We start from the raw sequence: 24,861 nt of genomic DNA, 5'->3' as shown, positions 1-24,861 counted from the left end.
CACTATCATAATCATAGCAAATAATTTTTATTTTTATATTATAGATTACTATAGATACTTTTTAACAATTGTAAACCATCACTTTAATAGGTTTTATATATAAATGATATCAGTCAAAAAAAATAGATAAAAATCTATGTATTTAGTAAGATATTTAATAGTTTAAAATATAAAGTATTAAAAAAGGATTAAATATGATAAAAAAAATAGTTATTATTGGTGGTGGCGCAGGAGGATTAGAATTAGCAACTGACCTTGGCGATAAACTAGGAAAAGGAAACCAAGCTGAAATTACGCTAATAGATAAAAATAGTTATCATATTTGGAAACCTTTATTACATGAAGTTGCCACCGGCGTTTTAAGCGAACAAGCAGATAAAATTGATTATACTACACAAGGTCAACAACACGCTTTTCAATTTATTCAAGGTGCTTTTACCGATCTTAATCGTGAAGAAAAACAAGTTATTATTAACAACTCAAATAATGAATCTGTTTCTGTTCCATATGATATTTTAGTTGTAGCAATTGGTAGTACTTCAAACGATTTTGGGACACCAGGAGTAAAAGAACATTGTATTTTTTTAGATGACCAAAATGCTGCAATTCGTTTACGTGAAACACTCATTGCAAAGTTTGCCAGTTTTTGTTCAATCATTGATAAAAATGAAGCAAAAGATGAAGATAAAATTCGTATTGCTATTGTTGGCGGTGGAGCAACTGGCGTTGAATTAGCTTCAGAATTACCTCATATGGTTGAAACCTTTGGCTCTTGTGGACGTAATAAAATGTGTTCGGAGTTACTGGATGTATCCGTTATTGAAGCAACCGATCGAATTTTACCTGCATTACCTGAAAAGACAGCATTAGGTATTACTAAAACCTTACAACAGCGCGGAATTCATGTGTTGACTAATACCATGATAACTAAAGTGGAAAGCGATGGTTTTTATCCAAAAGAAGGCAATACAATTAACGCAGATATTATGATCTGGACTGCAGGGGTAAAAGCACCCGATTTTTTAAAAGAGATTGCAGGTCTAGAATCAAGCCGTTCTAATCAACTTGTTGTTAAACCAACATTACAAACCACACGTGATGATAATATTTTTGTAATTGGTGATTGTGCTTATGCAATGCAAGATAGTGGTAGAGCTTCTCCTGCTACGGCACAAGCAGCGCATCAGATGGCAAAAATATGTTATGAAAATATTATTAAAAAATTAAATAATAAGCCAATGAAGTTATTTAAATATACAGATAATGGCACAATTATTTCTTTGCATGATACAGCTCAAGGTGTGGTTAAAATTGCTGGTAAAGGCGAAATGAACGTTAAAGGATTTTTTGCTTTAATGATTCATCGTCTGTTGTATCGCATGCATCAAGCAAGCCTGTTAGGCATTGTCAAAACAATTCGATTTGTTAAAGCTAGCAAACAGATGTATAAAAATACATTTACTTCTATCTTTACTCATCAAGATTAATTTCTTTGCTCCTTTGTCGTTTGGTTTGGTTAACAACCAATAGAAAACGCTCAAGCTCAAAATTAATCTGACAAAAACTTATTACTCATCGGCCTTTATTTTAACAAAATGCGTGTCCGATGAGCCAAATAAACGCTCCAATTACTTTTCCTTAACCAACCCTTTGCCTTTCTCCTTTTACGTTCCTACGTGGACATTACAGCTTTTTATAATTTTTTTCCTGAAGCTAGAATTTTAAACTTAACTTAGCAACCATTTGTTTAAGCTAACGATTTCTTCCTCATGTTCTTTTGATCGTTTGATATCTAAGCTTTCCATGCCACCATATTTTTCTCGTCATTTATAAATGGTCGAGTTGCCCATGCCATATTTACGGCAAAGTTCTTTAACGACAATACCTGCTTTTGTATCTTTTAATATCGATATAATTTAGTGTTCGCTTCTTTTTTTATGTTTAAATCCTCTTTTACTTTTATTATGGAGAATTTTCTACTTTTTGCTGTACTATTTTAGGGGGTTGTTACAGTGGTTATCTTTGTTTTAATAAATAGCGGCTGTAAATTTATAATAAATCGCGAAACGGTATAGAATCCTGAATATTTTTTACAAAAAAATAATCTAAAAAACAGCTAGATTTTGTTAAAAACTTTCAGGAAAGTATGTACTTAAGTATCAAAACACACTTATCAAAAAATAAGTGTGTTTTTAGTGATAAGTAGTGATAAGCGGTTTTATTTGATTGGACGCATGGTTGGGAATAAAATTACATCACGAATCGTGTGGCTGTTGGTAAATAGCATCACGGTACGGTCAATACCGATCCCAAGTCCTGCTGTTGGCGGTAAGCCGTGCTCCAGCGCTGTAATATAATCTTCATCATAAAACATCGCTTCATCATCACCTGCATCTTTTTGTGATACTTGATCAGCAAAGCGTTGAGCTTGATCTTCGGCATCGTTGAGTTCTGAGAATCCATTGCCAATTTCACGACCACCAATAAAGAACTCGAATCGGTCTGTTACAAATGGGTTTTCGTCGTTACGACGAGCAAGCGGTGATACTTCTGCTGGGTATTCGGTAATAAAAGTTGGTTGAATTAAGTTCGATTCAGCCACTTCTTCAAAAATTTCAGTCACAACACGACCAAGTCCCCAACCTTTTTCAATTTTAATGCCAATTGACTGTGCAATAGCACAAGCTTTATCAAAATCATCTAAGTCTGCATTATTGGTTTCTGGACGGTAATGGCAGATAGCCTCACGCATGGTCATTTTGACAAAAGGTTTACCAAAATCAAAAGTATGATCGCCATATTGCACAACAGCATCACCTGTTACCGCAATAGCTAAACGACGGAATAATGTTTCTGTTAATACGATCAGATCTTTGTAATCAGCATAAGCCATGTACATTTCCATCATGGTAAATTCTGGATTATGTCTTGGTGATACGCCTTCATTTCGGAAGTTGCGATTAATTTCAAATACCCGCTCAAAGCCGCCTACAACTAATCGTTTTAGATAAAGTTCTGGCGCAATACGCATATACATATCTAAATCAAGCGCATTGTGATGCGTAATAAAGGGTTTAGCTGATGCACCACCCGGAATTACCTGCATCATTGGCGTTTCGACTTCCATAAAGTGGTTTTCAATCATAAAGTTACGAATTTCACTGACCACTTTTGAACGTGCTTTGAACGTCTCTCTTGATTCTTGATTTGTGATAAGATCCAAGTAACGTTGACGGTAACGCATTTCTTGATCGGCAAGTCCATGAAACTTATCAGGTAATGGGCGAAGAGCTTTAGTTAATAAACAAATTTCTTCACAGTGAATAGAAAGCTCACCAGTTTTAGTCTTAAATAGGTAACCCTTAGCGCCGACAATATCTCCCAAATCCCATTTTTTAAATTGCTCGTTATAAAAACCTTCAGGGAGATCATCACGAGTAACATAAAGTTGGATTTGTCCAGCAACATCTTGTAGAGAAACAAACGAGGCTTTACCCATTATACGACGCATCATCATACGGCCAGCCACAGTTACAATAATTTTCTTTTCAATCAGTTCTTCGTTAGTTTTATCGCCATATTGTTTATGGAGATCACTAGAAATCGCATCACGGCGAAAATCATTAGGGAAAGCAATACCTTGTTCGCGAAGATGAGCGAGCTTTTCGCGACGTACTTTTAGTTCATTATTTAACTCTTCAATTTGGTTTTGTTGATCTTGCTGCTCTGTTGACATAGTTTTACCTTTTATTTATAACCAAGCGGTTTATAAACCTGCTTTTAAGCTTTCTTCAATAAATTGATCTAAATCGCCATCTAATACGGCCTGTGTATTACGAGTTTCAACGCCAGTACGCAAATCCTTGATACGCGAATCATCAAGTACGTAAGAGCGAATTTGGCTTCCCCAACCAATGTCAGATTTAGTCTCTTCCATTTGTTGTTTTTCAGCATTCTTTTTTTGCATCTCAAGCTCATACAGTTTTGCTTTTAACTGTTTCATTGCTTGATCTTTATTGCTGTGTTGTGAACGGTTATTTTGACATTGAGTAACAATACCCGTAGGAATATGAGTGATTCGTACAGCAGACTCAGTTTTATTTACATGTTGACCACCAGCACCTGACGCACGGTATACATCGATACGGAGATCGGCAGGGTTAATGTCGATATCAATATCATCATCAATTTCAGGATAAACAAATACAGAAGCAAACGAGGTATGGCGTCGATTGCCTGAGTCAAATGGACTTTTGCGAACTAGGCGGTGTACTCCAGTTTCTGTGCGTAACCAACCGTAAGCATAATCACCCGATACTTTAATCGTTGCCGATTTGATACCAGCAACATCACCATCCGATACTTCCATCACTTCAGTTGCAAAACCTTTTGATTCAGCCCAGCGTAAATACATCCTAAGTAACATTTCTGCCCAATCTTGTGCTTCAGTTCCCCCTGAGCCTGATTGGATATCTAAATAACAATCTGCACTATCATATTTACCAGAAAACATTCGTCGGAATTCAAGTCCAGCCAGTTTTTTCTCTAACTGTTCAAGTTCAAAATTAGCTTCATCGAAAGTATCTTGATCTTCAGCTTCAATGGCAAGTTCAAGCAAGCCTTCTACATCATCAAGACCTTGATTTAATGAGTTGATCGTACTGATGATTTCGTCAAGTGCGACGCGTTCTTTACCTAATGCTTGTGCTTTTTCAGGATCTGCCCAAACTTCGGCTTGTTCTAGTTCGGCATTAACTTCTTCTAGTCGCTCTTTTTTGACATCGTAGTCAAAGATACCCCCGAATTACAGCCGTGCGCTCGGTAAGTTCAGCTATTTTGGTTTTTACAGGATTAACTTCAAACATATTTTTATTTGGATTTTATTGGCTTTGATTTTTTAAGAATCGCTCATTGTAGCGGATTTAGGCATGATTTAGCAATGACCAATTTTAGGCCGATTAGGTTAACTTATTGATAAATTAAAAAATAAAAATGACGCATAATACGCCATTCTCAATAAAATTTTATTATTATATTTATTATTATGTTTATTATTATTTAATTATTTAGCTTGAGCATAAAGTTCGGCAACTTTATCCCAGTTAACCACATTCCAAAATGCACCGATGTAATCAACACGGCGATTTTGATATTTTAAATAATAAGCGTGTTCCCAAACATCAAGCGTTAAAATTGGCGTACCAGACACACCGGCAAATTTTTCGCCCATAATTGGAGAATCTTGATTAGCAGTAGATACAATAGCAAGTTTGCCATTTTGTAGTACTAACCAAGCCCAACCTGAACCAAAGCGAGTGGCTGCCGCTGCTGCAAATTTTTCTTTAAAGGCGTCAACTGAACCAAAATCCTTTTCGATTGCAGTTTTAAGCTCGCCTTTAAGTTCAGTACCGACTTTTAAAAGTTCCCAGAAAAAGGTGTGATTAACATGTCCACCCACATTATTTTTAATAGCGGTTAATTTGTCAGCGGGGACTTTATCTAAATTTTTTAATAATTCGCTTGGGCATAACTGTTTTAGTTCAGCAGACAATGACTCAATCGCCGCATTAGCATTATTCACATAAGTTTGATGATGCTTATCATGATGAAGATGCATGGTTTCTGAATCGATATAAGGTTCTAATGCATCATAAGCATAAGGTAGGGGCGGTAAAGTATAAGCCATGGTATTGTTCCTTTCATATTATTAACTACTTTATCTTAGCAGTATACGGGCTATTAATATTACTAACAATCTATTAGATAGATAGTTAATGACTATCTATTTTATTAATCGTCATTATTTTTTAGATAAGGGATATACATCATAATAGCGTGATTTTCACTAATTAGCTTTTCTTCAACATGATTATCAATTAAATGTGTTTTACGTTGCCATATTTTATTATGTCGGGTATAGCCTCCCCACCATTGTTGTTCAATGCGGTGATCGGTTTCAAAGACTTCATAAGTATAAGATAAAGGCGTATCAGCAAGTAATTCGCCATGTAAATATTCATCATCAAGCCAAAGATTAAGGCGATAAGTGGTATTGGTTTTGTTTAGTAATTGTAAATCCACATAGTTATACGATAAAGTTGCGCCACAAGCGAACGGAATGGTACGGTTAACATCAGGAAAAACATCAAAGCTATGTCGCCAACGCTCTACTATAGTTAAATCAGAATGTAATACAATCCAATAAATTAAGTTACCTAATTGGCACAAACCGCCGCCAATATCTTTACCTATTTGTCCATTATGTAGCGATAGTCCTTCAAGAAATCCTCGCCGTTTTGATGGGCGTCCTACTTTGTGCCAGATCGAAAAACGTTGATTAGGCTTAATGATTGAACCATTAAGTTTTTCAATTGCTAATCTAAGATTAGTGATTTTGTTATATTGTAAATACATATCAACATCTTTTAGTTGTCTTAATAAAACAGACTGATGCTTTTTGTGTGAAAAACAACATGTATTATTATTTATGTCGACAGTGCAATATGCGTTACGATGTTGCCACCAATCAAATTTTCGTTTTAAGATAAAATATTCTTTGCCTAATTTTAGCCTTAATTTACTGCGTTTTATCGGTTTATCGATAATAATATCCTGCATATTTTCCATTCCCTTATCGACAAGATATAATCAGTTATTTTTCTAAAGGTGACAGATAGCGTTGGCTTAACTTGTCGAGAAAAGTGAAAAGTTTTTGATTCATTTCAGTGTAATCATGAGAGCGAAGCTTATCAGGTGTATCGACAAAGCGGTATTTTTCTGCTTGGCTAAGTTCCTTTTGTGAATGGGTAATTAATAATTCGACTACTTCAGGTGTTAACTCCATATGGCATTGGAAACCATAAACAAATTTACTGTATGCAATGATTTGACGAGGACACCCTTCACTATACGCAATAATTTGAGCATCTTTGGTTAAACCTGGCATATCATTGTGCCAATGACCGACTTCTAATGTACTACCAAAATCAGTAAACAAAGGATTTGTTTTACCGATTTGAGTTAACATAATAGGGAATTTGCCAATTTCTTTTTCTGGGCTGTTGCTATAACTTTCCCCTAGAGCTTCGCCGATTAATTGTGAACCAAGACATACACCAATGACTACTTTCTCTGCTTTTATTGCTGATAAAATAATGGCTTGTTCTGCTTTAGAATCAAAATGAGCACATTCTTGTTTGGTCGTTGATGGTGACTGTGGACCGCCCATAACAATAAGAAAGTCGATATCATCAATGCTATTAGGAAGTGGTTCATTAAGGTAAACGCGAGAATAAGTTATAGTGTGATGATGATCTATTGCCCATTGCTCATAAGCACCCGGAGCTTCAAAAGCCTCGTGAATAATAAAATGGATATGCATGAGTAAAATTTCCTTTGATAAAAAATGTACTACTTTTCTTACTATATTATTTTAGGAGGATATAATTACACTGTTAAATTTTGCTAATTATGCCACATTACTATGAAAGTGCATATTATACTTTCTGTTTTTCTATTGATTTAGTGAGTAGAAAGATTAGAATCAAGCTATTATTGATCAGCGTAAATTTTATTTTTTATGTGTATTAATTAGCATAGTTTTTAATTACTGTAAATAATGCGAGTAATTGCAATATATCATACTTTTTAAGATAAAAAGTGTCGTTAGATAAAGAAGGAAAAAAGCTAATTAAATAGATGTTGGTAAAGTATGATTATACCAATCAAAATAAGCACTAACCCACCCAAAAGCTCAGCTCGTTTACCAATTAAACAGCCAATTTTTTTACCTAGCAATAATCCAATCGTTACCATCATACACGTTGCCAGCCCAATCATTCCTGCTGCAAAACAGATATTAACACTTGCTAATGCCAACCCTACGCCGACAGCAAATGCATCGATACTGGTTGATATTGCTGTAAAAATTAACATCAAGAACGATTTTTTGTCTGATAGACTTTCATCATCCTGGCAATCATCTGGCTTTTTAAAGCTGTTATAGATCATGTTAGTACCTAAAAATAGCATAACAGCAAAAACAAGCCAATGATCCCATTGCTCAACATATTGAAGTGCGATATAACCAACTAGCCAACCAAGTAATGGCGTAATCGCCTCGACAATGCCAAATAAGATACCTACTTTTAAGGCTCCGAAAAACGGCATTGATTTAAGTGACATTCCACGACACACAGCGACAGCAAAGGCATCGGTTGACATAGCCAGTGCCAGTAATAAAATAGCCCAAAAACTCATGACATATACTCTTGCTTTAAATTGTAGTAGTTTTTATTATTTATTTTTTGTTATAGAAAATAAATAATTTGCGATTTTTATATCGCCTTTATTTTGATAAAGTTCAGCTGTTTTTTTTACATTTTCTCGACGGGTTGCATCATATTGAAAAAGCTGCTTAAACATTAAATCAGCTGTTTTTCGATCGTTGTTTTGGATTGCACAATAGCCATATTGCTCATAAGCATCAGCTTTCCAAGGGTGGCGATCTAAATCAAGTCCTTGTTGAAATTGCTCTTTTGCTTCTTGATAACGATCACGCCCACATAAAAAAGCTCCGTAATGAACATGATATAATCCGTTACCTGGTTGCATTAGTGTAATACGTTTGTAAATCATTTCCGCTTCGTTATATTCACCTACATGTTGATCAAACATTGCCATCGCCAACATGACTTGAGGATTGTTTGGTGAGTATTGTGCTGCTAATTTGAGATTATAATGTGCTGCTTTAACGTTTTCTTCTGACTCATTTGCTTTAGCAAGATAACCCAACCCAAGTCGCATTCGTGCTAAAGCGGCCTTTTCTGGATCAAATTCATCACTGTTTTTCATTTGACAGCCAGATAGTATGATTATCAAAAAACAGCTAAATATAATTAACAGTTTTTTCATTTATCCTCCCTTTTTTATAAAGATGCATTTTTATGAAATTTGCTGGGCAAGATTTTGTTTTTTATAAAGTGTTCTTTTTGTACGATCAACTACCTCACCAGCTAATTGACCACATGCGGCATCAATATCATCTCCACGAGTTTTACGAACAATGACGGTAAATCCATATCCCATTAATGTCTTCATAAAGCGATCAATACGAGTATTTGAACAACGTGAATAAGGTGCACCAGGAAACGGATTCCAAGGAATCAAATTAATTTTACTAGGTACATTTTTTAGGAATGCAGCAAGTTCATGAGCATGTTCAACGCCATCGTTAATTTGATTAAGTAGTACATATTCAATCGTTACCTTACCATGATTTGCATTTGAAGTAGAAAGATAACGTAAAATAGAATCACGTAACATTGCCATATTATATTTTTGATTTATTGGCATAATTTCACTACGAATTTTATCATTTGGTGCATGAAGTGAGATAGCTAATGCAACATCAATCATACCCGCCAATTTATCCAAAGCAGGAACAACACCAGATGTAGAGAGTGTTACTCGTCTTTTAGATAAACCATAGCCAAAATCATCTAACATGATTTCCATAGCGGGAGCAACATTAGATAAATTAAGTAATGGTTCGCCCATTCCCATCATAACTACATTGGTAATAGGTCTATCAGCTAATTTACCCGTTACACCAATCGCATTTGATGCACGCCATACTTGGCCAATAATTTCAGAAACCGTTAAATTCCGATTAAACCCTTGCTGTGCTGTTGAGCAAAATTTACACTCTAATGCACAACCTACTTGTGACGAAACACACAATGTTGCCCGATCTCGCTCAGGTATATAAACAGACTCAATCATCTGATTATTGCCCACATCAAGAGCCCATTTTATTGTGCCGTCCGATGATCGTTGTTCTATGGCAATTTTTGGGGCTTTAATTTCTGCCAAAGTTTTTAATTGTTCTCGTAGTTTTTTGTTGATATCGGTCATTTGGTCGAAATCATCTATTCCAAAGTGATAAATCCACTTCATCACTTGATCGGCTCTAAATGGCTTTTCGCCTAGTGAAATAAAAAATTCTCTTAACTGTTTGCGTGTAAAATTGAGTAAATTTATTTTTTCGTTACTTTGGTTCATTTTTGTTAGATTTATTACGTTTGGAGAGTCTGAACAAGCAGACATATTGGATGTACATGGTGTTGACATAAGGCCTCGTTTTTACACATTATGGCTATTTCAATTTTTAGGAAAAAGATTATACTGGTTTTTACCTTATCTTGCTATTAAAGAATAGATATATATTTAAAATGAAAAGAAAATTAGAAATATTTTTTATTTTAATTCAGACAGTAACCTTACTTTTTTATTCGAGTTTTACTATGGCGCAAACAATTCCATTAAATAAACTAACTGGGCAATTTGATGAAAAAAATGACAGTGATTTTGTTGCATTAGATTCGACAGAATTACTTGTTAATAAAAAAGGAATGTATTTGCAAAAAGAAGCGACTGAGCAGTTGATAAAGGCCTTTAAAGATTTCAGAAGTACTCATCCAAATATTCCTTTTATAGTGGTAAGTGCAACGCGTAATTACACTTACCAAAATGGAATTTGGCAACGAAAATGGGATGCTTTATCTGCTAAATTTAATGATCCTCAAAAAATTGCCGAAGAAATTTTAAAATATTCCTCAATGCCTGGTACATCAAGGCATCATTGGGGTAGTGATGTCGACATTACTAGCGTTTCTTCGGAATATTTTAGGAATGATAAAAAAGGAATTATTCTTTATAAATGGCTTCAAGAGAATCTACCAAAATATGGTTTTTGCCAAGCATTTAATGGTGGTAGAAAAGGCGGATACCAACTTGAAGAATGGCACTGGTCATACAAGCCCATTGCTAGCCAATATATTGCACAATATAAAGCCATATTAGAGAGTGATCCAAATGCTATCATCAAAACGCTAAACTTTATTGGTCACGATAAAATTAGACTAGGAAGCTTAGTTAAAGAGTATGTATTAACTGTTAATAGCGACTGTTACTAACTCTTATTAAAGCTTTCTCCAATAAGGTAAACATATTGTTACAATAAGCCCACCACCATCACGATTAGTCGCTTCAATAGTACCGTTATGCATAATAACGGTCTTTCTTGCTATCGCAAGTCCTAGTCCGTAACCTTTGCCTAATTGAGGAGACTGAATACGGACAAATGGTTCAAAGATACTAGATAATTTACTCTCTTCAACACCAGGACCACGATCTTTAACTTCAATTTGTAAATATTTACCAGTTTCTTTTAACGAAACCTCTACAGCTTGTCCAGATATTGAAAAACGAATGGCATTACGAATAATGTTTTCAACTGCACGCCGAATTTGCTCTGAATTCCCTTTAACAATAGAATGCGTGATTGGTGATAGATTAAAATGTACATCAATTAACTGATGATTAGCTTCATAGTTAGCATCATTAATCACCACGCTAATTAAGTCTTTTAAATCAAAATACTCATCGGTACGATTATTCATTTCTGCACGAGAATAATTTAGAATCTCACCAATTAGCTGATCTAATCGTTCTGATTCTAATTCAATTCTAGCTAAAGCCGTATCAATATTTTGCTTATTTTGTTGAGCAAGCCCAATTGCTAACTGCAAACGGGCTAGTGGAGTTCTAAGTTCATGAGAAACGTCATGAAGAAGAGATTGACGATCAGAGAGCAAAATATTGAGCTGTTCAACCATCATATCAAAATCTTTACCAAGCTCACTTAATTCATCGCGGCGAGGTTTTAATTTATTGAACAATCTAACCGAAAGATCCCCTTGAGATACTCTAAAAAAACCTTGTCTTAATAGTCTCATTGGCCTGGTTAAGTTCCAAGCTAAAAAAAGGCTAAAAACAAGGCCAACACATATCCCAAGTAATACAATTGTCATTGGCATATTAAATAACGCTTTTGTATCGTGATCATCCTTATCTTCTTTAAATGAAACAGAATAAAGTGTTCCGTCAGGTGCTGCTGCCATACGCTGGTAAGCATATGTTGGGGTTTCTAATTCATCGTTCAAAATATTGACTTGCTCATTAACAGGAGAAACTAATTTTATTGATAATAAAGATCTTTCTCGTTCAGGCAAATGCGCTACAAAATTAAGTGTTTCATCTTCACCTGCCACATGTAATAACTGAGCAATCATATCAACTTTTGTCGGCATATGATTAAGGAATCTTTGATTTTTATTTCCTACATAAATAGAAAACGCAATCCAAGTTAATTGGAAAGTAAGATAAAAAATAATCCCAAATATAATGAGTATTTTCCAAAATAATCGACGATTCATATCAAGCCTATTAAGTCATTAACGAATACGGTAGCCAACGGCTCTAATTGTTTCTATTGTTACATCATTTTGTGCAACTTGGTGTAGTTTTTGACGAATATTACTAATATGCACATCGACACTACGATCGTAAAGCTCTCGCGCTCGGCCAAGTCCTATTTCAGATAATTCTTCTTTTGTTACTACTCGTTCGCTATGTTTTACAAGCAATACTAACAAATTAAACTCAGTTGATGTTAAGTCAATAACTTGTCCATTCCAAGTGGATAATCGCTGTGGTAGATCTAATGTTAAACCGTTAAAATGGTATTTTTTATCATCAACGGTTTCTACTGAGCGTTCATCAAATCGGCGAAGAACAGCACGTAATCTTGCTAATAACTCACGAGGATAACATGGTTTAGGGATATAATCGTCAGCACCTAATTCTAACCCTAAAACGCGATCGATATTATCGCCTTTAGCTGTTAGCATAATAACAGGCATATTACATTGTTGACGTATACTTTTAAGAACATCAATTCCATTAATATCAGGTAACATTACATCTAAAATTGCAGCACGATACTTTCCTGATAATGCTTCATTAATGCCATCTTTACCCAAATAAACGCTTTTGATATTAAAACCTTCATTAGTCAAATATTCGCTAAGCATTTGTGATAATTCAACATCATCATCAATTAATAAAATATTTATCATAATCGCCACCATAATCTAATTTTAGGTCTTTACATTATTGCAATAATAAAAAAAAGTCAGGTAGTTTTACTAAAATATTACATATTTTATACTATTGCTGATTGTTTAATTTACTATTTAACTATGTAAGGAAGTTGAGGTTAATTTCATGCTTTACTCTATATTTTCAACATGATCTGAAAAAGAAATACTATTATCAGATTGCTTTACAAAAAACACTATCCAATCTTGAACAAAAAACTAAAACAAAATCTATATTATTTGAAAAATAGTTTTACCATTTAGCATTATTAATATGGAGACAAAAAAGAAAACAACAAGTCGTATAAAAGCTCATTGATAAAATCTGATCATAATTTAGTATATTTTAAATTATCAAATTTTATACTTTTAACGCTTTTTATGTAATCAATCGGTCTTTTTTTTAAAATTATGCTGGACAATATCATTTTTTATGCGTAATATTTTGTCCTGCTTCTGTGGTGGCTATAGCTCAGTTGGTAGAGCCCTGGATTGTGATTCCAGTTGTCGTGGGTTCGAATCCCATTAGCCACCCCATTTTATATAGTAGTAAATCTAACGGCGAGTAGCGCAGCTTGGTAGCGCAACTGGTTTGGGACCAGTGGGTCGGAGGTTCGAATCCTCTCTCGCCGACCAATTTTTAATAAAAACCCTACTCAATTAAGTCGGCTTTTTTATTGTCTCCTAGCGAATTGGTTCATCGTTAATAGCCTTAATGCATGTTAGCTCAAACTTAAACTGACAGAAACTTATTACTCATTAGCCTTCATTCTAACAAAATGCGTGTCCGATGAGCACAATAAATTCTCCAATTGCTTTTCCTTAACTAGTCCTTTTGCTCCGTTCCATGTTTGCTAGGGTGTCTTTTCATAACAATATTTTCCAAAGTGCGTTTTCTCGATTGTAAAACTCAAACTATTGTTCAATATCGTTTTGTATTTCACTCAATTGTGTGTAAATCTTACGTCGAAATAAAAATATCATAACATTCTGTTTTCATCGTCTTATGGAATCGCTCACAAATACCGTTAGTTTGTGGGCTGTAGGCTTTGGTTTTGGTGTGTTTAATGTCTTCTATATTAAGATAAAGTTCATAAGCAGCCCCGTGCAGGGGCGTAAAATAAGCTTTGTTTCGGGATTACTTTCCTAGAAATAGGATAAAAGGTGAATAAATAAATTAAATAAGTTTAATTAAGAATTATTTAGTTATGAATAAATATAAAATATTTGGAATATGATAAAACGTAAAGTTGGCTCCTCCAACAGGACTTGAACCTGTGACATACGGATTAACAGTCCGCCGTTCTACCGACTGAACTATGGAGGAACCGAAATGTAGCGCGCATATTATAGATTTAATGGCGCTATGTCAATAGTTAAATTATTTAAAATATCAATTTGTGTTAAATTGCCGCTTAAATAATCATTCTAATATTGAAATTGTCTTGAATAAATGGCGCTGTCTCAGTAATTGTTGTGGATGTGAACCAAGCTCACCTTGCGGAATAATTTGCTTTATAGAGAGATAATAATCAATCCAATAAGGTAAAATTTGTTTTGTTATTAAATTCTTAAAATTCATTGGGTATAATTCGAAGTAATCATTACCTTGCTCAGTTTTAAAGGCATATGTAATGAGTTCACTACAATAAAACCCATTCGCATTGGGGTGAAAACTGTGGTTGTAAGGTGAACCTAAGCAAGTTTTTGCTCGCTTTAATGCATTTTTAATAATACCCACATCATGAATTCTAGCAATAATATTGTACTTAGCAACACAAACAAAATCAGTTAAAGATTGTTCGATTACGCCATAGTTTTGTGTTGCTTCAATAACGGTATTATTTCCAACATATAAACCAACATGATTAATATTATTCGTTATTTCATCTGTGTTAAGTGCTGCTCCTGAAAGGCTTACAGCACCATTAAAAGCATTATTTTTTTTAAGGCTTTGGAAGATAATATCTCCGCATTGGATATTATTATTTTTTAGCACGATAACGCCATAGCGAAAACATTACACAAGTTGCAATAATAAATTTAAACGCATCAACACCAACAAATGGCAGATAACCCACTTTTAAAGCATCAATTAACGTGATGTGTAAATAGCCCATTAAATAGACAACACCAAATACAAATAATAATTGATGAGCACAAGCGAATGCAATTAATCCTAAAATAAAGTGACGATCATAACCCTTTTCCGCCGCAAAACCTGCTAAGTAGGCGCTAAATACATAGCCATATAAGTAACCTGAAGAAGGCGATGCTAGCGACATAATTCCACCACTACCATTGGCAAAGAGTGGTAATCCAATCGCGCCTAAAAAAAGGTATTGAATTATTGTTAATGCACCTAACTTACGACCTAAAAAAGCGCCAATTAACAAGACTGCCAATGATTGTAATGTAAAAGGTACGGGATAAGTGGGTATGCTAACATTAGCAGCCAGTCCTAAAAGGAGTGCTGCACTGGTGGTAGTTAATAGTTTACGTTGCCAAGATGATAAATTAACTAACGTAGTAATAAATGTAGGGTAATACGAAGTCAGTTGTTGTTTCATTGTTTTCTACCTTTGATATATAAATAGCAAAACTATAATAGCGCAACGCATTTTAATGTAAACCATTTTTTTATAAAAATGTTTACATTAAAATAAAAGAGTTGTTATTTTTTCTAAAATCAAGGGTGCGATAACAAAATCAATATTTATTTAAACTAAATAAGGATTGCTGTTCCGTTCATAACCAAAACTTGACATAGGTCCGTGCCCCGGTACAAAAATAAAATCATCACCAAGCGGAAATAATTTGTTAGTAATGGACGAAATTAAATCGGTATAGTTACCGCGCGGAAAATCAGTCCGTCCTATACTACCTTTAAATAGCACATCGCCAACGAAGGCTAGTTTGTTTGAATGATTAATAAAAACAATATGTCCCGGCGTATGCCCAGGGCAAAAAAGTACATCAAGTTCAATTTTACCCATTTGAATTTTATCGCCTTCTTTTAGCCAATGATCTGGTAAAAAACTTTCAATATGAGGAAAGCCAAATTGTATACATTGTTGTGGCAAATTGGTGAATAGAAATTCATCTTCGGCACTAGAACCCATTATTTTCACATGATAATGTTTAGCTAATTCGACTGCTGCTCCAACATGATCCAAATGTCCATGGGTTAATAAAATTTGCTTAATATTAACGCCTAGCTTTTCAACCGCTTTTTTCAGGAGTTCGGGCTCGCCTCCGGGATCAATAATTGCACCTTCCATCGTTTCATCACACCAAATAATGCTACAATTTTCTTGAAAAGCGGTAACGGGGATGATTTGGTATTGGAACATAGATTTATCTCCTTGTTTCTTGGTGATGATTAGTTAGGTTTTGTCCGTCTTGTTTTTTTAGTTGTGCAAAAATAAAGCCTGATAGCACTGTAACCACGCCAAGTATAACAAATGTTAATTGAAATGCGTGAAGCGTACTCGTTGAATTGCTAATTAATCGCAGTAAAACGGCACTAAAACCCGTACCAAAACTGATTGCTAATTGCTGATTTACTGCCATTAAACTATTGCCACTACTTGTATTATCGTTTTCTAAATTAGCAAGAGTTATACTATTCATAGCAGTATATTGCATAGAATTGATGCCACCGATACAAAATAGCAATAAACTGATGAGGATAAGAGGCGTTGACAAATTTAACAGGGACATTAAAAAAATCATTACACCAGCTAAAATTGTATTAGTAACAAGTACGAAACGGTAACCTAAACGCGCTAAAATATGTGGAATAAATATTCGGGTACAAAGTGAAGCAATAGCCATTGGCACTAGCATAACACCAGCAAAGATAGCAGAGTAACCAAACCCTACTTGTAATAACAACGGAATAAGAAAAGGCACTCCTGATATACCTAAACGGCAAGCAAGATTGCCAATAATACCAATTTTGAACGTTCGAATCTTAAAAAGTGATAATGGAAATAGAGGGTTGAGTTTCTTTCTTGCATGCCCGCGATAAATCAATAAAAAAAGTAGGCTGATTGTTGCAAGTAGTAATGGAACTGAGTATGTCTGGTTTTGACTTAAAATCTCGACACTTAATGTGGCACTTATAAAGCTAACAACGATAAAAATAAAACCGAATAAGTCAAAAGGCATACGTTGACCTTTTAAATTAGGCATATATTTCCAACTGATTATTACGCCTAAAATACCAATAGGTAAATTAATAAAAAATACCCAATGCCAGCTGACCATATCAACCAAATATCCCCCTAATACTGGCCCTAAAACAGGACCAATTAAGCCAGGAATTGTGGCCGTATTTAACGCAGCTAAAAAATCACTACGTTTAAAAGATTTTATTAATACTAAACGTGATATAGGTACCATCATCGAGCCACCAATGCCTTGGATAACCCGTGATATATCTAAAAAAACTAATGAATTAGATAAAGCACAAAGTAGAGATCCTAATGTAAATAGCGAAACGGCCATGGCAAAAATATTTCTAGTACCAAATTTATCCGATAAAAAGCCACTAACTGGAATAAATAAGGCTAAGGTTAAAGCATAACTTATCACAGCAGACTGCATATTTAAAGGAGACTCATTAAGATCCCTAGCCATGGCAGGTAGTGCGGTATTTAATATCGAAGTATCGAGTGATTGCATAAAAAAAGCAAATGCCGCAATCCAGGGTAATATACGATACACAAAAGGGGATAACTGTGATTCACTATTCATTTTAATTTAGCCTAAAATAATTTAAATGATATGGTTTGATAAAATAATTTTTTAATGTTTGTGAGGTTATTTTAGTTGTTTTTTATCCTATTGATTTTTTGAACAAAGTTAAAGTATTTGTTAAAATTGTGTTAAGTATGTGATCTGGTGATTCATTGCGTAATTGTGTCAAGATTTTAAAAACCTCGGTAATATATTCAGGGCGGTTTGGTTGACCTTGGCGTCCACTTAATGGCATATCGGGGGCATCTGTTTCAAGCACTAGGCTTTCAAGAGGTAATTGAGCAATTGTATTGCGAGTTTTATTAGCACGTTCATAACTAATTACGCCACCCACACCAATATAATAGCCGAGTTTAACAAATTGCATTGCTTGTTGATAGCTACCGGAAAATCCATGTATCACGCCACGACAAGGTAAATTGGCTCGGTGTAGTTCATGATACATGATATCATGCGTTTTACGAGAGTGAATCAAAACAGGTAAATCAAACTGTTTAGCAAGCGATAATTGTTCCCTAAAAACAGCAAGTTGCTCTTGCCAATCGATGGTTAGATCGTGTCTATCTAAGCCAATTTCACCAATGGCGACAAGTTTTTGGGATTTAGTTTTTAGTATACTTATTAATTGTTGTAGATCAGCTTGAGTATGTTGATAAATCGGATGTAAGCCTAATGCTGCATAAATTTCATCGTAAGTTTCAGAAAGCTGTAATATTGTATTAAAGTGTGAAGCAGAAACAGCAGGGATAATTAATCCTGTAATATTCGCTTGTTGAATTTGTTGTATCGACTCAGCAATATGCTGCGTAAACAGTGGAAAATTAAAATGGCAATGCGTATCGATAAACATTATGCCTCCTAGTTTACTGCTTTTTGATGTAATAAAATTGGCAATAAAAATCGCTCAGCAGCAAATATAATTTGTTCAATGAGTTTATCCGTTAATTCAGGATAAAGGCGAGTATAATAACTATCACACTCAGCGGATTGGTTAAAGCCTCCTTGCCATGAATTTAAAAGCTGATTGATAGCTCTATCGCTAGCGATAATTTTACCTGTTTTTTGGTCATAAGCTGCAATTAACCAACTCCATGAACTTTTTAATGGCATTAATAATGGTTCATTGATACCTTGCAGATAGCCTTCAACTAAATTAGTTAATATGGCTAAAGCCTGATCTGCATTTAAATGTGAAAATCGCCATTCATTATCTTCCCGACCATACATGCGACTTTGACTGTCAATTTTATTGGGACTTAAAATGCAATAAACCAAATGATCAATCCACAATGAAATACCATCACGAATGGAAAGCTTTGATGGTCGCCATGTCAATATACCATCGTCTTGAATGTGAGTTAACCAACCTTGTAATTGGTAATGTTGATCATTGGATGAAATAGTTAAATTAACTTCTTGCGTTGTCATGACTAAACGTTCTTGGCAGATTTTATCAGCTAATGATTGCATTGTTTCGTTTTGCTCATGGTAAATAATCTGACCAAATGCTCCATCAGGTAAGTCACCAGTTAATGCTAATTGTTGATATAAATCATCTTTTTGTTGAGGTTCTTTGGTAATGAGTTGATTTAAAATCTGCAAATTCAGCTGGTAACGCTGTAAACTATCAAAATTAAAGTTTTCAGCATCTGGTAAGGTATCATCCAGATAATTCATATAAAAATTAAATCGTTTTTGTAAAAATAGCCTAATAGAGTGCTGATAAAATCGTTTTAATTCATCAAGACTAATATTATCGACACTGATAGCGGGTATTTCACTGATAAAGTCTTGATTTTTTCCTTGTTGTAATGCAGCTGGTAACCATTCATCGGCATAACTTTTTGGATTTTGTAAAAAGTTTAGGGGATTAAATGGTGTACGTGTATGGTTTATCCGTAAACAATCTAAGTTGTTAATAATGTTATCAACCTGTTTTACAGAAATGTTATAATATTGAGCAATATATTCCCAAAGTTCATCAACAAGTATTGATGGATAACGTTCACTATCATCTTTTATATCTCGACCAATATAGCTAATATAAAGCTGGTTTTGCGCCGATAAAATGGCTTCTAAAAAGAGATAGCGATCATCATTACGACGACTGCGATCACCTCGCCTTGGGTGTTGGGCAATAAGATCAAAATCAAGTGGTAGTGATGTTCTTGGATAATCGCCATCATTCATACCCAATAAACAAACAACTTTAAATGGAATAGAGCGCATTGGCATCATAGTACAAAAGTTTATTTTACCGATTAAAAAACGGTGTGCTAAATGATTTTGTTCTAAGCGTGATTGCATAGCATCATGCAAAATAATGATAGAAATATTATCCGTATAATTAGCCACCATTCCGCTATTAATCAATTTTTGCCACTCATCTTCGATCATTAACAAAATAGATTCACGCTGTAGATTGCTCGCAAAAAAGTCATTCATCAATTCAAAGCCACAACTTTGCCATTCAATTAATGGTTTTTCTTCACTTAAGATTGATAACCATTTTTTCACAACACTAACAAACTCAGCTAACTTGCCAATTAATTCGGCATCTAAACCTGTTGCACCATCATACGGTAATATTTGTTGCCAACCACCTTGTTCACTATTCATGGTGTAGCCTAGTAATAACCGCTCAAGTCCAAATAACCAACTATGTGCATTTTCAAGACCAAAGCGAATACCCGATTCAACAATCCATGTGCGTAACAACGTTAATTGTGATTCACTAATCGCAAATTTTTCTGAAATTGCTGGTATTTCTAATAAATTAAATAGTTCTTCAGCAGTAAATCGGCTTTGTGGAAAATTTAGAATAGTAAAAAAACCTTGAACAATCGGATCAATATTTCTGGCTTTTTGATCAGAAATTGTAAAAGGCAAATAACGCTTTCCATAAGCATTACCAAAAACAGCCCGAATGTAAGGAACATACTTATCAATATCCGATACCATCACAATGCAATCGCGTAATTCTAGTGTAGGATCTTCATCAAAAACAGATAAAAGATAATCATACAGTACTTCAACTTCACGTTGTTCACTATGACAAGCATGAAACGACAGTGATTTATCTGCAAGTTCAATTGGCTTTTGAGCGTCAACTATTGGATAAAGTTCGAGAATATCTTGCTGAATTGCATGTAATAAACAATCCCGATTTTGATCGACAAAGACATCAATATCTTGCTTATCATTAAATTCCTGTAATAAAAACAGATTATCACGTCCTAGTTTTCCCCACGAAGTTAAAAGTGGATTGGGTATCTGATCGGGGGTATTTAATATATCCGACAACTGTTTTTCAACAATATCACCCCAATACCATTTACACGGGTTATTAAACATTAAATGGACATCAATATGTTTTCCAAGCGCTGCAAGAAGTGAAAGATAAATTGGCGGTAGCGAGGTAATACCAAAAATAAAAATACGATTTGGTAACGAATTTAAGCGTGAGCGATCAAAGTTATCATCTAATAAAATTTCAAGCATTTGTTGATAAATATTAGCACGATGATAAGGTTGACTGATTGATATCAACTTCCGCCACAGCTCTGCTTGCCATACTTCATCAGAATGATTATTTAATTCAGCTACAGTTTGGTTTACTTCCCATTTTGCTAACCAATCAGGACGATAAACTAAATATTGGTCAAATAACCGAGCGATTCGTATTGCTAGTTGATACTGTTTTCTATCTTGTTTATCAATATCAAGATAATGCTTAAGTGCGCTAAATTCAGGTTGTTTAATAACTTGAGGCAACAAATAATACAAACGCCAGCTCATTGATTCCACATTATAACTATTTTCAACTGGTGCCTCGGGTAATAATGTTTGATAAAGTTGCCAAATAAACTGCGTTGGAAAAAGAAAATCAACATTAGCCACAATGCCCAAATCATCTGCTAACGCAATTTGCAGCCATTGTGCCATACCTTGGCTTTGTACCATAACAATATCAGGCGTGAATACGTCCTCTAATGGTTGCCTACGCATTAGCTCGCTCACGAGTGTCTTAAGTAGATCGACTTGATTTGAATGGTAAATGGTAAACATAATCACATTAATATTGATAAGATTTATTCAGATTATCGCTGATAGCTGCCAATAAATCCAGTCAGTGTTAAGTTTTAACCATTTAATAACAATAGTGGAAAAGAAAACTGTATTTTGATATTTTTCTTATTTTTGTCAAAAAGTTTCAGGAAAGCTATGTGTTTAAGTATAATTTTATTATAAATCAAAATATTAAAAAGGTTACTTAGCAGTGTAAGTAACCTTTTTATATATGGTTAAGCACAAACGCAAACTATTGACCCATACGGCGAGTTAACTCGATAACGCGAATTTTTGCCAACGCTTTTGATAATTTGGCCGATGCTTGGGCAAAAGACATATCATCACTTGGGTGATTAATCTGTTCTTGTGCTTGCCTTACTGCTTCTTGTGCTCTTACTTCATCTAAATCTTCGCCACGAATTGCGGTATCGGCTAAGATGGTTACGATATTAGGTTGAACCTCTAAGATGCCACCAGATAGATAGATAAACTCTTCTTCACCATTCGTTTTCACAATACCAACCATACCTGGTTTTATGGTTGTAAGTAGAGGAGTATGCCCAGGATAAATACCTAATTCACCTTCTCTACCTGTTACTCTGATTCGCTGAACATCACCCGAAAATAGGTGAGATTCAGCACTAACAACTTCTAATTGATAGGAAGTTAGTGCCATAATACGATCTCCATTAATATGATCTTAGTTCAATGAATCTCTTATAGAGATTTTGCCTTCTCAATTGCTTCATCAATTGAACCAACCATATAAAATGCTTGTTCAGGGATATGGTCATAATCACCGTTCATGATTCCTTTAAATGCACTAATAGTGTCTTTTAATGGTACATATTTCCCTGGTGATCCTGTAAATACTTCTGCAACAAAGAATGGTTGAGATAAGAAGCGCTGAATTTTACGAGCACGCGCAACGATCAATTTATCATCTTCTGATAATTCATCCATACCAAGAATTGCAATAATGTCTTTTAATTCTTGATAACGTTGTAGAATTGACTGAACACCACGGGCACAATCATAGTGCTCTTGACCAACAACTAAAGGATCTAATTGGCGACTTGTTGAATCAAGTGGATCTACCGCAGGATAGATACCTAAAGAAGCAATTTGACGACTCAATACAATTGTTGCATCTAAGTGAGCAAAGGTTGTTGCTGGTGATGGATCAGTTAAGTCATCCGCTGGTACATATACTGCTTGGATTGAGGTAATTGACCCCGTTTTTGTTGAAGTAATACGTTCTTGTAATATACCCATTTCTTCAGCTAATGTTGGTTGGTAACCTACTGCTGATGGCATACGACCTAATAACGCAGACACTTCAGTACCGGCTAGGGTATAACGATAAATATTATCGATAAATAATAAAACATCTTTACCTTCGTCACGGAATTTTTCAGCCATGGTTAACCCAGTTAACGCAACACGCAGACGGTTTCCTGGTGGCTCATTCATTTGACCATAAACTAACGATACTTTATCAAGTACGTTTGATTCTTTCATTTCATGATAGAAATCATTACCTTCACGAGTACGTTCACCTACCCCCGTAAATACAGAGTAACCAGAGTGCTCGATAGCGATGTTACGGATTAATTCCATCATGTTAACGGTTTTACCTACACCCGCACCACCGAATAGACCGACTTTACCACCTTTAGCAAATGGACAAATTAAGTCGATAACTTTAATACCTGTTTCAAGTAATTCAGTTGAGCTAGCAAGTTCTTCATAGCTTGGTGCTGCGCGGTGAATCGCCCAACGCTCTTCTTCGCCAATTGGACCTGCTTTATCAACAGGCTCACCAAGTACGTTCATAATACGACCTAGTGTTTTTGTACCAACTGGTACTTCAATACCGTGACCAGTGTTTACTACGCTAAGTCCACGTCTCAAACCATCAGATGAACCCATTGCAATACAACAAACAACGCCACCGCCTAATTGTTGTTGAACTTCTAGAACTAATTTCTCAGTGCCAGTTTCTACTTCTAATGCATCATATACCTTTGGTACTGCATCTTCTGGGAACTCGACATCAACCACCGCACCGATGATCTGGACAATCTTTCCAGTAGCCATTTTTAATCCTCTACGTCTTTTTCTTAACTATAAGCCAATATTTAGCACTAACCTGAAACAGCAGCTGCACCCGATACAATATCAATTAATTCATTCGTGATAGCACCTTGACGGGCTTTGTTATACACAATTTGTAATTCATTGATTAAGTTTGCACCATTATCTGTTGCTGCTTTCATGGCCACCATTCTTGCTGCTTGTTCACTCGCTAGATTTTCAACCACTGCTTGATAAACTTGTGATTCAATATAGCGACGTAAAATCACATCTAATAGTGATTTAGCATCAGGCTCATAAATATAATCCCATGATGAAGCTTTAAGCTCTTTATCCTCTGATGGCGGTAACGGTAATAACTGCTGTATTGTCGGTTTTTGCGACATGGTATTGATAAATCTATTTGTTACAATATATAGTTTGTCAATTTTACCGTTATCGTATGCCCCAAGCATTGTTTTTACCGGACCAATCAACTCAGATAAAGCGGGTTCATCACCTAAATTGGTGACTTGGGTTAAGATGTTTGCTTTTACTAATGAAAAAAACGAAACTGCCCGAGAACCAATTAAAGCAACATCTGCTTCAACACCCTTTTCCTGCCATGCTGACATATCAGCAATGACAGTCTTAAAAAGATTGATATTTAAACCACCACATAAACCACGATCGGTTGAAATGATAAGATAGCCAACTCGCTTTACATCTCTTTTTTCTAAATAGGGATGTTTGGCGCCTATTTGAGCTAACGCTAAATGTCCAATTACTTCACGAATCATTTCAGCATAGGGTCGACTAGCAGCCATTCTATCTTGCGTTTTACGCATTTTAGAATTGGCAACCATTTCCATCGCTTTTGTGATTTTTTGTGTACTTTGGATACTGGCAATTTTGGTTCTAATTTCTTTTGCATTAGCCATATTTTACC

The 24,861-nt window shown here is 35.0% G+C and carries 21 protein-coding genes, 3 tRNA genes and 1 pseudogene; 4 read left to right on the top strand and 21 right to left on the bottom strand.

Annotation, left to right across the window (positions count from 1 at the left end; all coding sequences use genetic code 11):
* The first annotated feature begins 194 nt into the window (after positions 1–194).
* Positions 195–1,487 carry an NAD(P)/FAD-dependent oxidoreductase gene (locus tag GQ590_RS04200; RefSeq protein ID WP_160407076.1) on the top strand — a complete coding sequence of 431 codons (1,293 nt, stop codon included), beginning with the start codon at positions 195–197 and terminating at the stop codon, positions 1,485–1,487.
* Between the two features lie 731 nt (positions 1,488–2,218).
* Here the strand turns inward: GQ590_RS04200 and lysS are convergent.
* From lysS to GQ590_RS04160, 8 genes are all read right to left on the bottom strand, one after another.
* The gene (lysS, locus tag GQ590_RS04195; protein WP_160407079.1) at positions 2,219–3,736 is read right to left on the bottom strand and encodes a lysine--tRNA ligase; all 1,518 of its coding nucleotides are present in this window, start codon (positions 3,734–3,736) and stop codon (positions 2,219–2,221) included.
* A gap of 30 nt (positions 3,737–3,766) precedes the next feature.
* Positions 3,767–4,865 (bottom strand): peptide chain release factor 2 gene (gene prfB / locus GQ590_RS04190; RefSeq protein WP_160407082.1). Its coding sequence is split into 2 segments (ribosomal slippage): positions 3,767–4,789 and positions 4,791–4,865, totalling 1,098 coding nucleotides; the frame shifts between segments, so codons are not numbered across the junction.
* A 197-nt stretch (positions 4,866–5,062) separates the two neighbouring features.
* Positions 5,063–5,686 carry a Fe-Mn family superoxide dismutase gene (locus tag GQ590_RS04185; protein ID WP_065635398.1) on the bottom strand — a complete coding sequence of 208 codons (624 nt, stop codon included), beginning with the start codon at positions 5,684–5,686 and terminating at the stop codon, positions 5,063–5,065.
* Positions 5,687–5,790: 104 nt separating this feature from the next.
* The gene (locus GQ590_RS04180; protein ID WP_160407085.1) at positions 5,791–6,618 is read right to left on the bottom strand and encodes a VanW family protein; all 828 of its coding nucleotides are present in this window, start codon (positions 6,616–6,618) and stop codon (positions 5,791–5,793) included.
* 34 nt (positions 6,619–6,652) lie between these two features.
* Positions 6,653–7,381 (bottom strand): type 1 glutamine amidotransferase, encoded by a 729-nt coding sequence (locus GQ590_RS04175; protein WP_065635400.1) that lies wholly within the window; start codon positions 7,379–7,381, stop codon positions 6,653–6,655.
* A gap of 305 nt (positions 7,382–7,686) precedes the next feature.
* Positions 7,687–8,259, bottom strand: coding sequence for a manganese efflux pump MntP family protein (locus GQ590_RS04170; RefSeq protein ID WP_160407088.1), 573 nt, complete (start codon positions 8,257–8,259; stop codon positions 7,687–7,689).
* 36 nt (positions 8,260–8,295) lie between these two features.
* Positions 8,296–8,853 (bottom strand): hypothetical protein, encoded by a 558-nt coding sequence (locus GQ590_RS04165; protein WP_160422542.1) that lies wholly within the window; start codon positions 8,851–8,853, stop codon positions 8,296–8,298.
* 90 nt (positions 8,854–8,943) lie between these two features.
* Positions 8,944–10,107 (bottom strand): bifunctional tRNA (adenosine(37)-C2)-methyltransferase TrmG/ribosomal RNA large subunit methyltransferase RlmN, encoded by a 1,164-nt coding sequence (locus tag GQ590_RS04160; RefSeq protein ID WP_160407175.1) that lies wholly within the window; start codon positions 10,105–10,107, stop codon positions 8,944–8,946.
* 125 nt (positions 10,108–10,232) lie between these two features.
* Here GQ590_RS04160 and GQ590_RS04155 point away from each other — a divergent pair, with 125 nt between their 5' ends.
* Entirely contained in the window at positions 10,233–10,976 is a 744-nt protein-coding gene (locus tag GQ590_RS04155; protein WP_160422540.1) for a M15 family metallopeptidase, read from the top strand.
* 6 nt (positions 10,977–10,982) lie between these two features.
* Here GQ590_RS04155 and GQ590_RS04150 read toward each other — a convergent pair whose 3' ends face one another.
* Together GQ590_RS04150 and GQ590_RS04145 are read right to left on the bottom strand one after the other, a co-directional pair.
* Entirely contained in the window at positions 10,983–12,278 is a 1,296-nt protein-coding gene (locus GQ590_RS04150) for an ATP-binding protein (RefSeq protein ID WP_160407097.1), read from the bottom strand.
* Between the two features lie 18 nt (positions 12,279–12,296).
* Positions 12,297–12,977 (bottom strand): response regulator transcription factor, encoded by a 681-nt coding sequence (locus GQ590_RS04145; RefSeq protein WP_160407178.1) that lies wholly within the window; start codon positions 12,975–12,977, stop codon positions 12,297–12,299.
* 485 nt (positions 12,978–13,462) lie between these two features.
* On the opposite strand from GQ590_RS04145, the gene GQ590_RS04140 reads away from it, so the two are divergent.
* A tRNA-His gene (locus GQ590_RS04140) sits at positions 13,463–13,538 on the top strand.
* Between the two features lie 22 nt (positions 13,539–13,560).
* A tRNA-Pro gene (locus GQ590_RS04135) sits at positions 13,561–13,637 on the top strand.
* Positions 13,638–13,855: 218 nt separating this feature from the next.
* Here GQ590_RS04135 and GQ590_RS12445 read toward each other — a convergent pair.
* The 11 genes and pseudogenes from GQ590_RS12445 to atpG all read right to left on the bottom strand — a co-directional run.
* Positions 13,856–14,100: pseudogene (locus tag GQ590_RS12445) on the bottom strand (integrase core domain-containing protein); the annotation flags it as partial.
* 152 nt (positions 14,101–14,252) lie between these two features.
* Positions 14,253–14,328 (bottom strand) — tRNA-Asn (locus tag GQ590_RS04125).
* Between the two features lie 96 nt (positions 14,329–14,424).
* A complete protein-coding gene (locus tag GQ590_RS04120) occupies positions 14,425–15,000 on the bottom strand; it encodes a YiiX/YebB-like N1pC/P60 family cysteine hydrolase (protein WP_160407099.1) in 576 nt (191 codons plus the stop codon).
* On the bottom strand, positions 14,987–15,571 hold the full coding sequence (locus GQ590_RS04115; RefSeq protein ID WP_160407101.1) for a biotin transporter BioY: 585 nt from the start codon (positions 15,569–15,571) through the stop codon (positions 14,987–14,989). Before GQ590_RS04115 ends, GQ590_RS04120 begins: the two co-directional genes overlap by 14 nt.
* 150 nt (positions 15,572–15,721) lie before the next feature.
* Positions 15,722–16,354 (bottom strand): MBL fold metallo-hydrolase, encoded by a 633-nt coding sequence (locus tag GQ590_RS04110; protein WP_160407105.1) that lies wholly within the window; start codon positions 16,352–16,354, stop codon positions 15,722–15,724.
* Between the two features lie 4 nt (positions 16,355–16,358).
* Positions 16,359–17,762 carry an MFS transporter gene (locus GQ590_RS04105; protein ID WP_160407108.1) on the bottom strand — a complete coding sequence of 468 codons (1,404 nt, stop codon included), beginning with the start codon at positions 17,760–17,762 and terminating at the stop codon, positions 16,359–16,361.
* An 82-nt stretch (positions 17,763–17,844) separates the two neighbouring features.
* Positions 17,845–18,615 (bottom strand): TatD family hydrolase, encoded by a 771-nt coding sequence (locus tag GQ590_RS04100; RefSeq protein ID WP_160407111.1) that lies wholly within the window; start codon positions 18,613–18,615, stop codon positions 17,845–17,847.
* A gap of 8 nt (positions 18,616–18,623) precedes the next feature.
* Positions 18,624–21,833, bottom strand: coding sequence for an exodeoxyribonuclease V subunit gamma (gene recC / locus GQ590_RS04095; protein WP_160407113.1), 3,210 nt, complete (start codon positions 21,831–21,833; stop codon positions 18,624–18,626).
* 253 nt (positions 21,834–22,086) lie between these two features.
* On the bottom strand, positions 22,087–22,512 hold the full coding sequence (locus tag GQ590_RS04090) for a F0F1 ATP synthase subunit epsilon (RefSeq protein ID WP_160407116.1): 426 nt from the start codon (positions 22,510–22,512) through the stop codon (positions 22,087–22,089).
* Positions 22,513–22,553: 41 nt separating this feature from the next.
* A complete protein-coding gene (gene atpD / locus GQ590_RS04085) occupies positions 22,554–23,936 on the bottom strand; it encodes a F0F1 ATP synthase subunit beta (RefSeq protein WP_160407119.1) in 1,383 nt (460 codons plus the stop codon).
* Positions 23,937–23,983: 47 nt separating this feature from the next.
* Positions 23,984–24,853 carry a F0F1 ATP synthase subunit gamma gene (atpG, locus tag GQ590_RS04080; RefSeq protein WP_160407122.1) on the bottom strand — a complete coding sequence of 290 codons (870 nt, stop codon included), beginning with the start codon at positions 24,851–24,853 and terminating at the stop codon, positions 23,984–23,986.
* Positions 24,854–24,861: the final 8 nt, after the last annotated feature.

Origin of the sequence: Gilliamella sp. Lep-s35 (assembly GCF_009795845.1) — a bacterium.
In the GTDB taxonomy this organism is placed as follows: domain Bacteria; phylum Pseudomonadota; class Gammaproteobacteria; order Enterobacterales; family Orbaceae; genus Gilliamella.
Note: the sequence above shows the minus strand (reverse complement) of the source record. Positions and strands in the feature narration are given on the sequence as shown.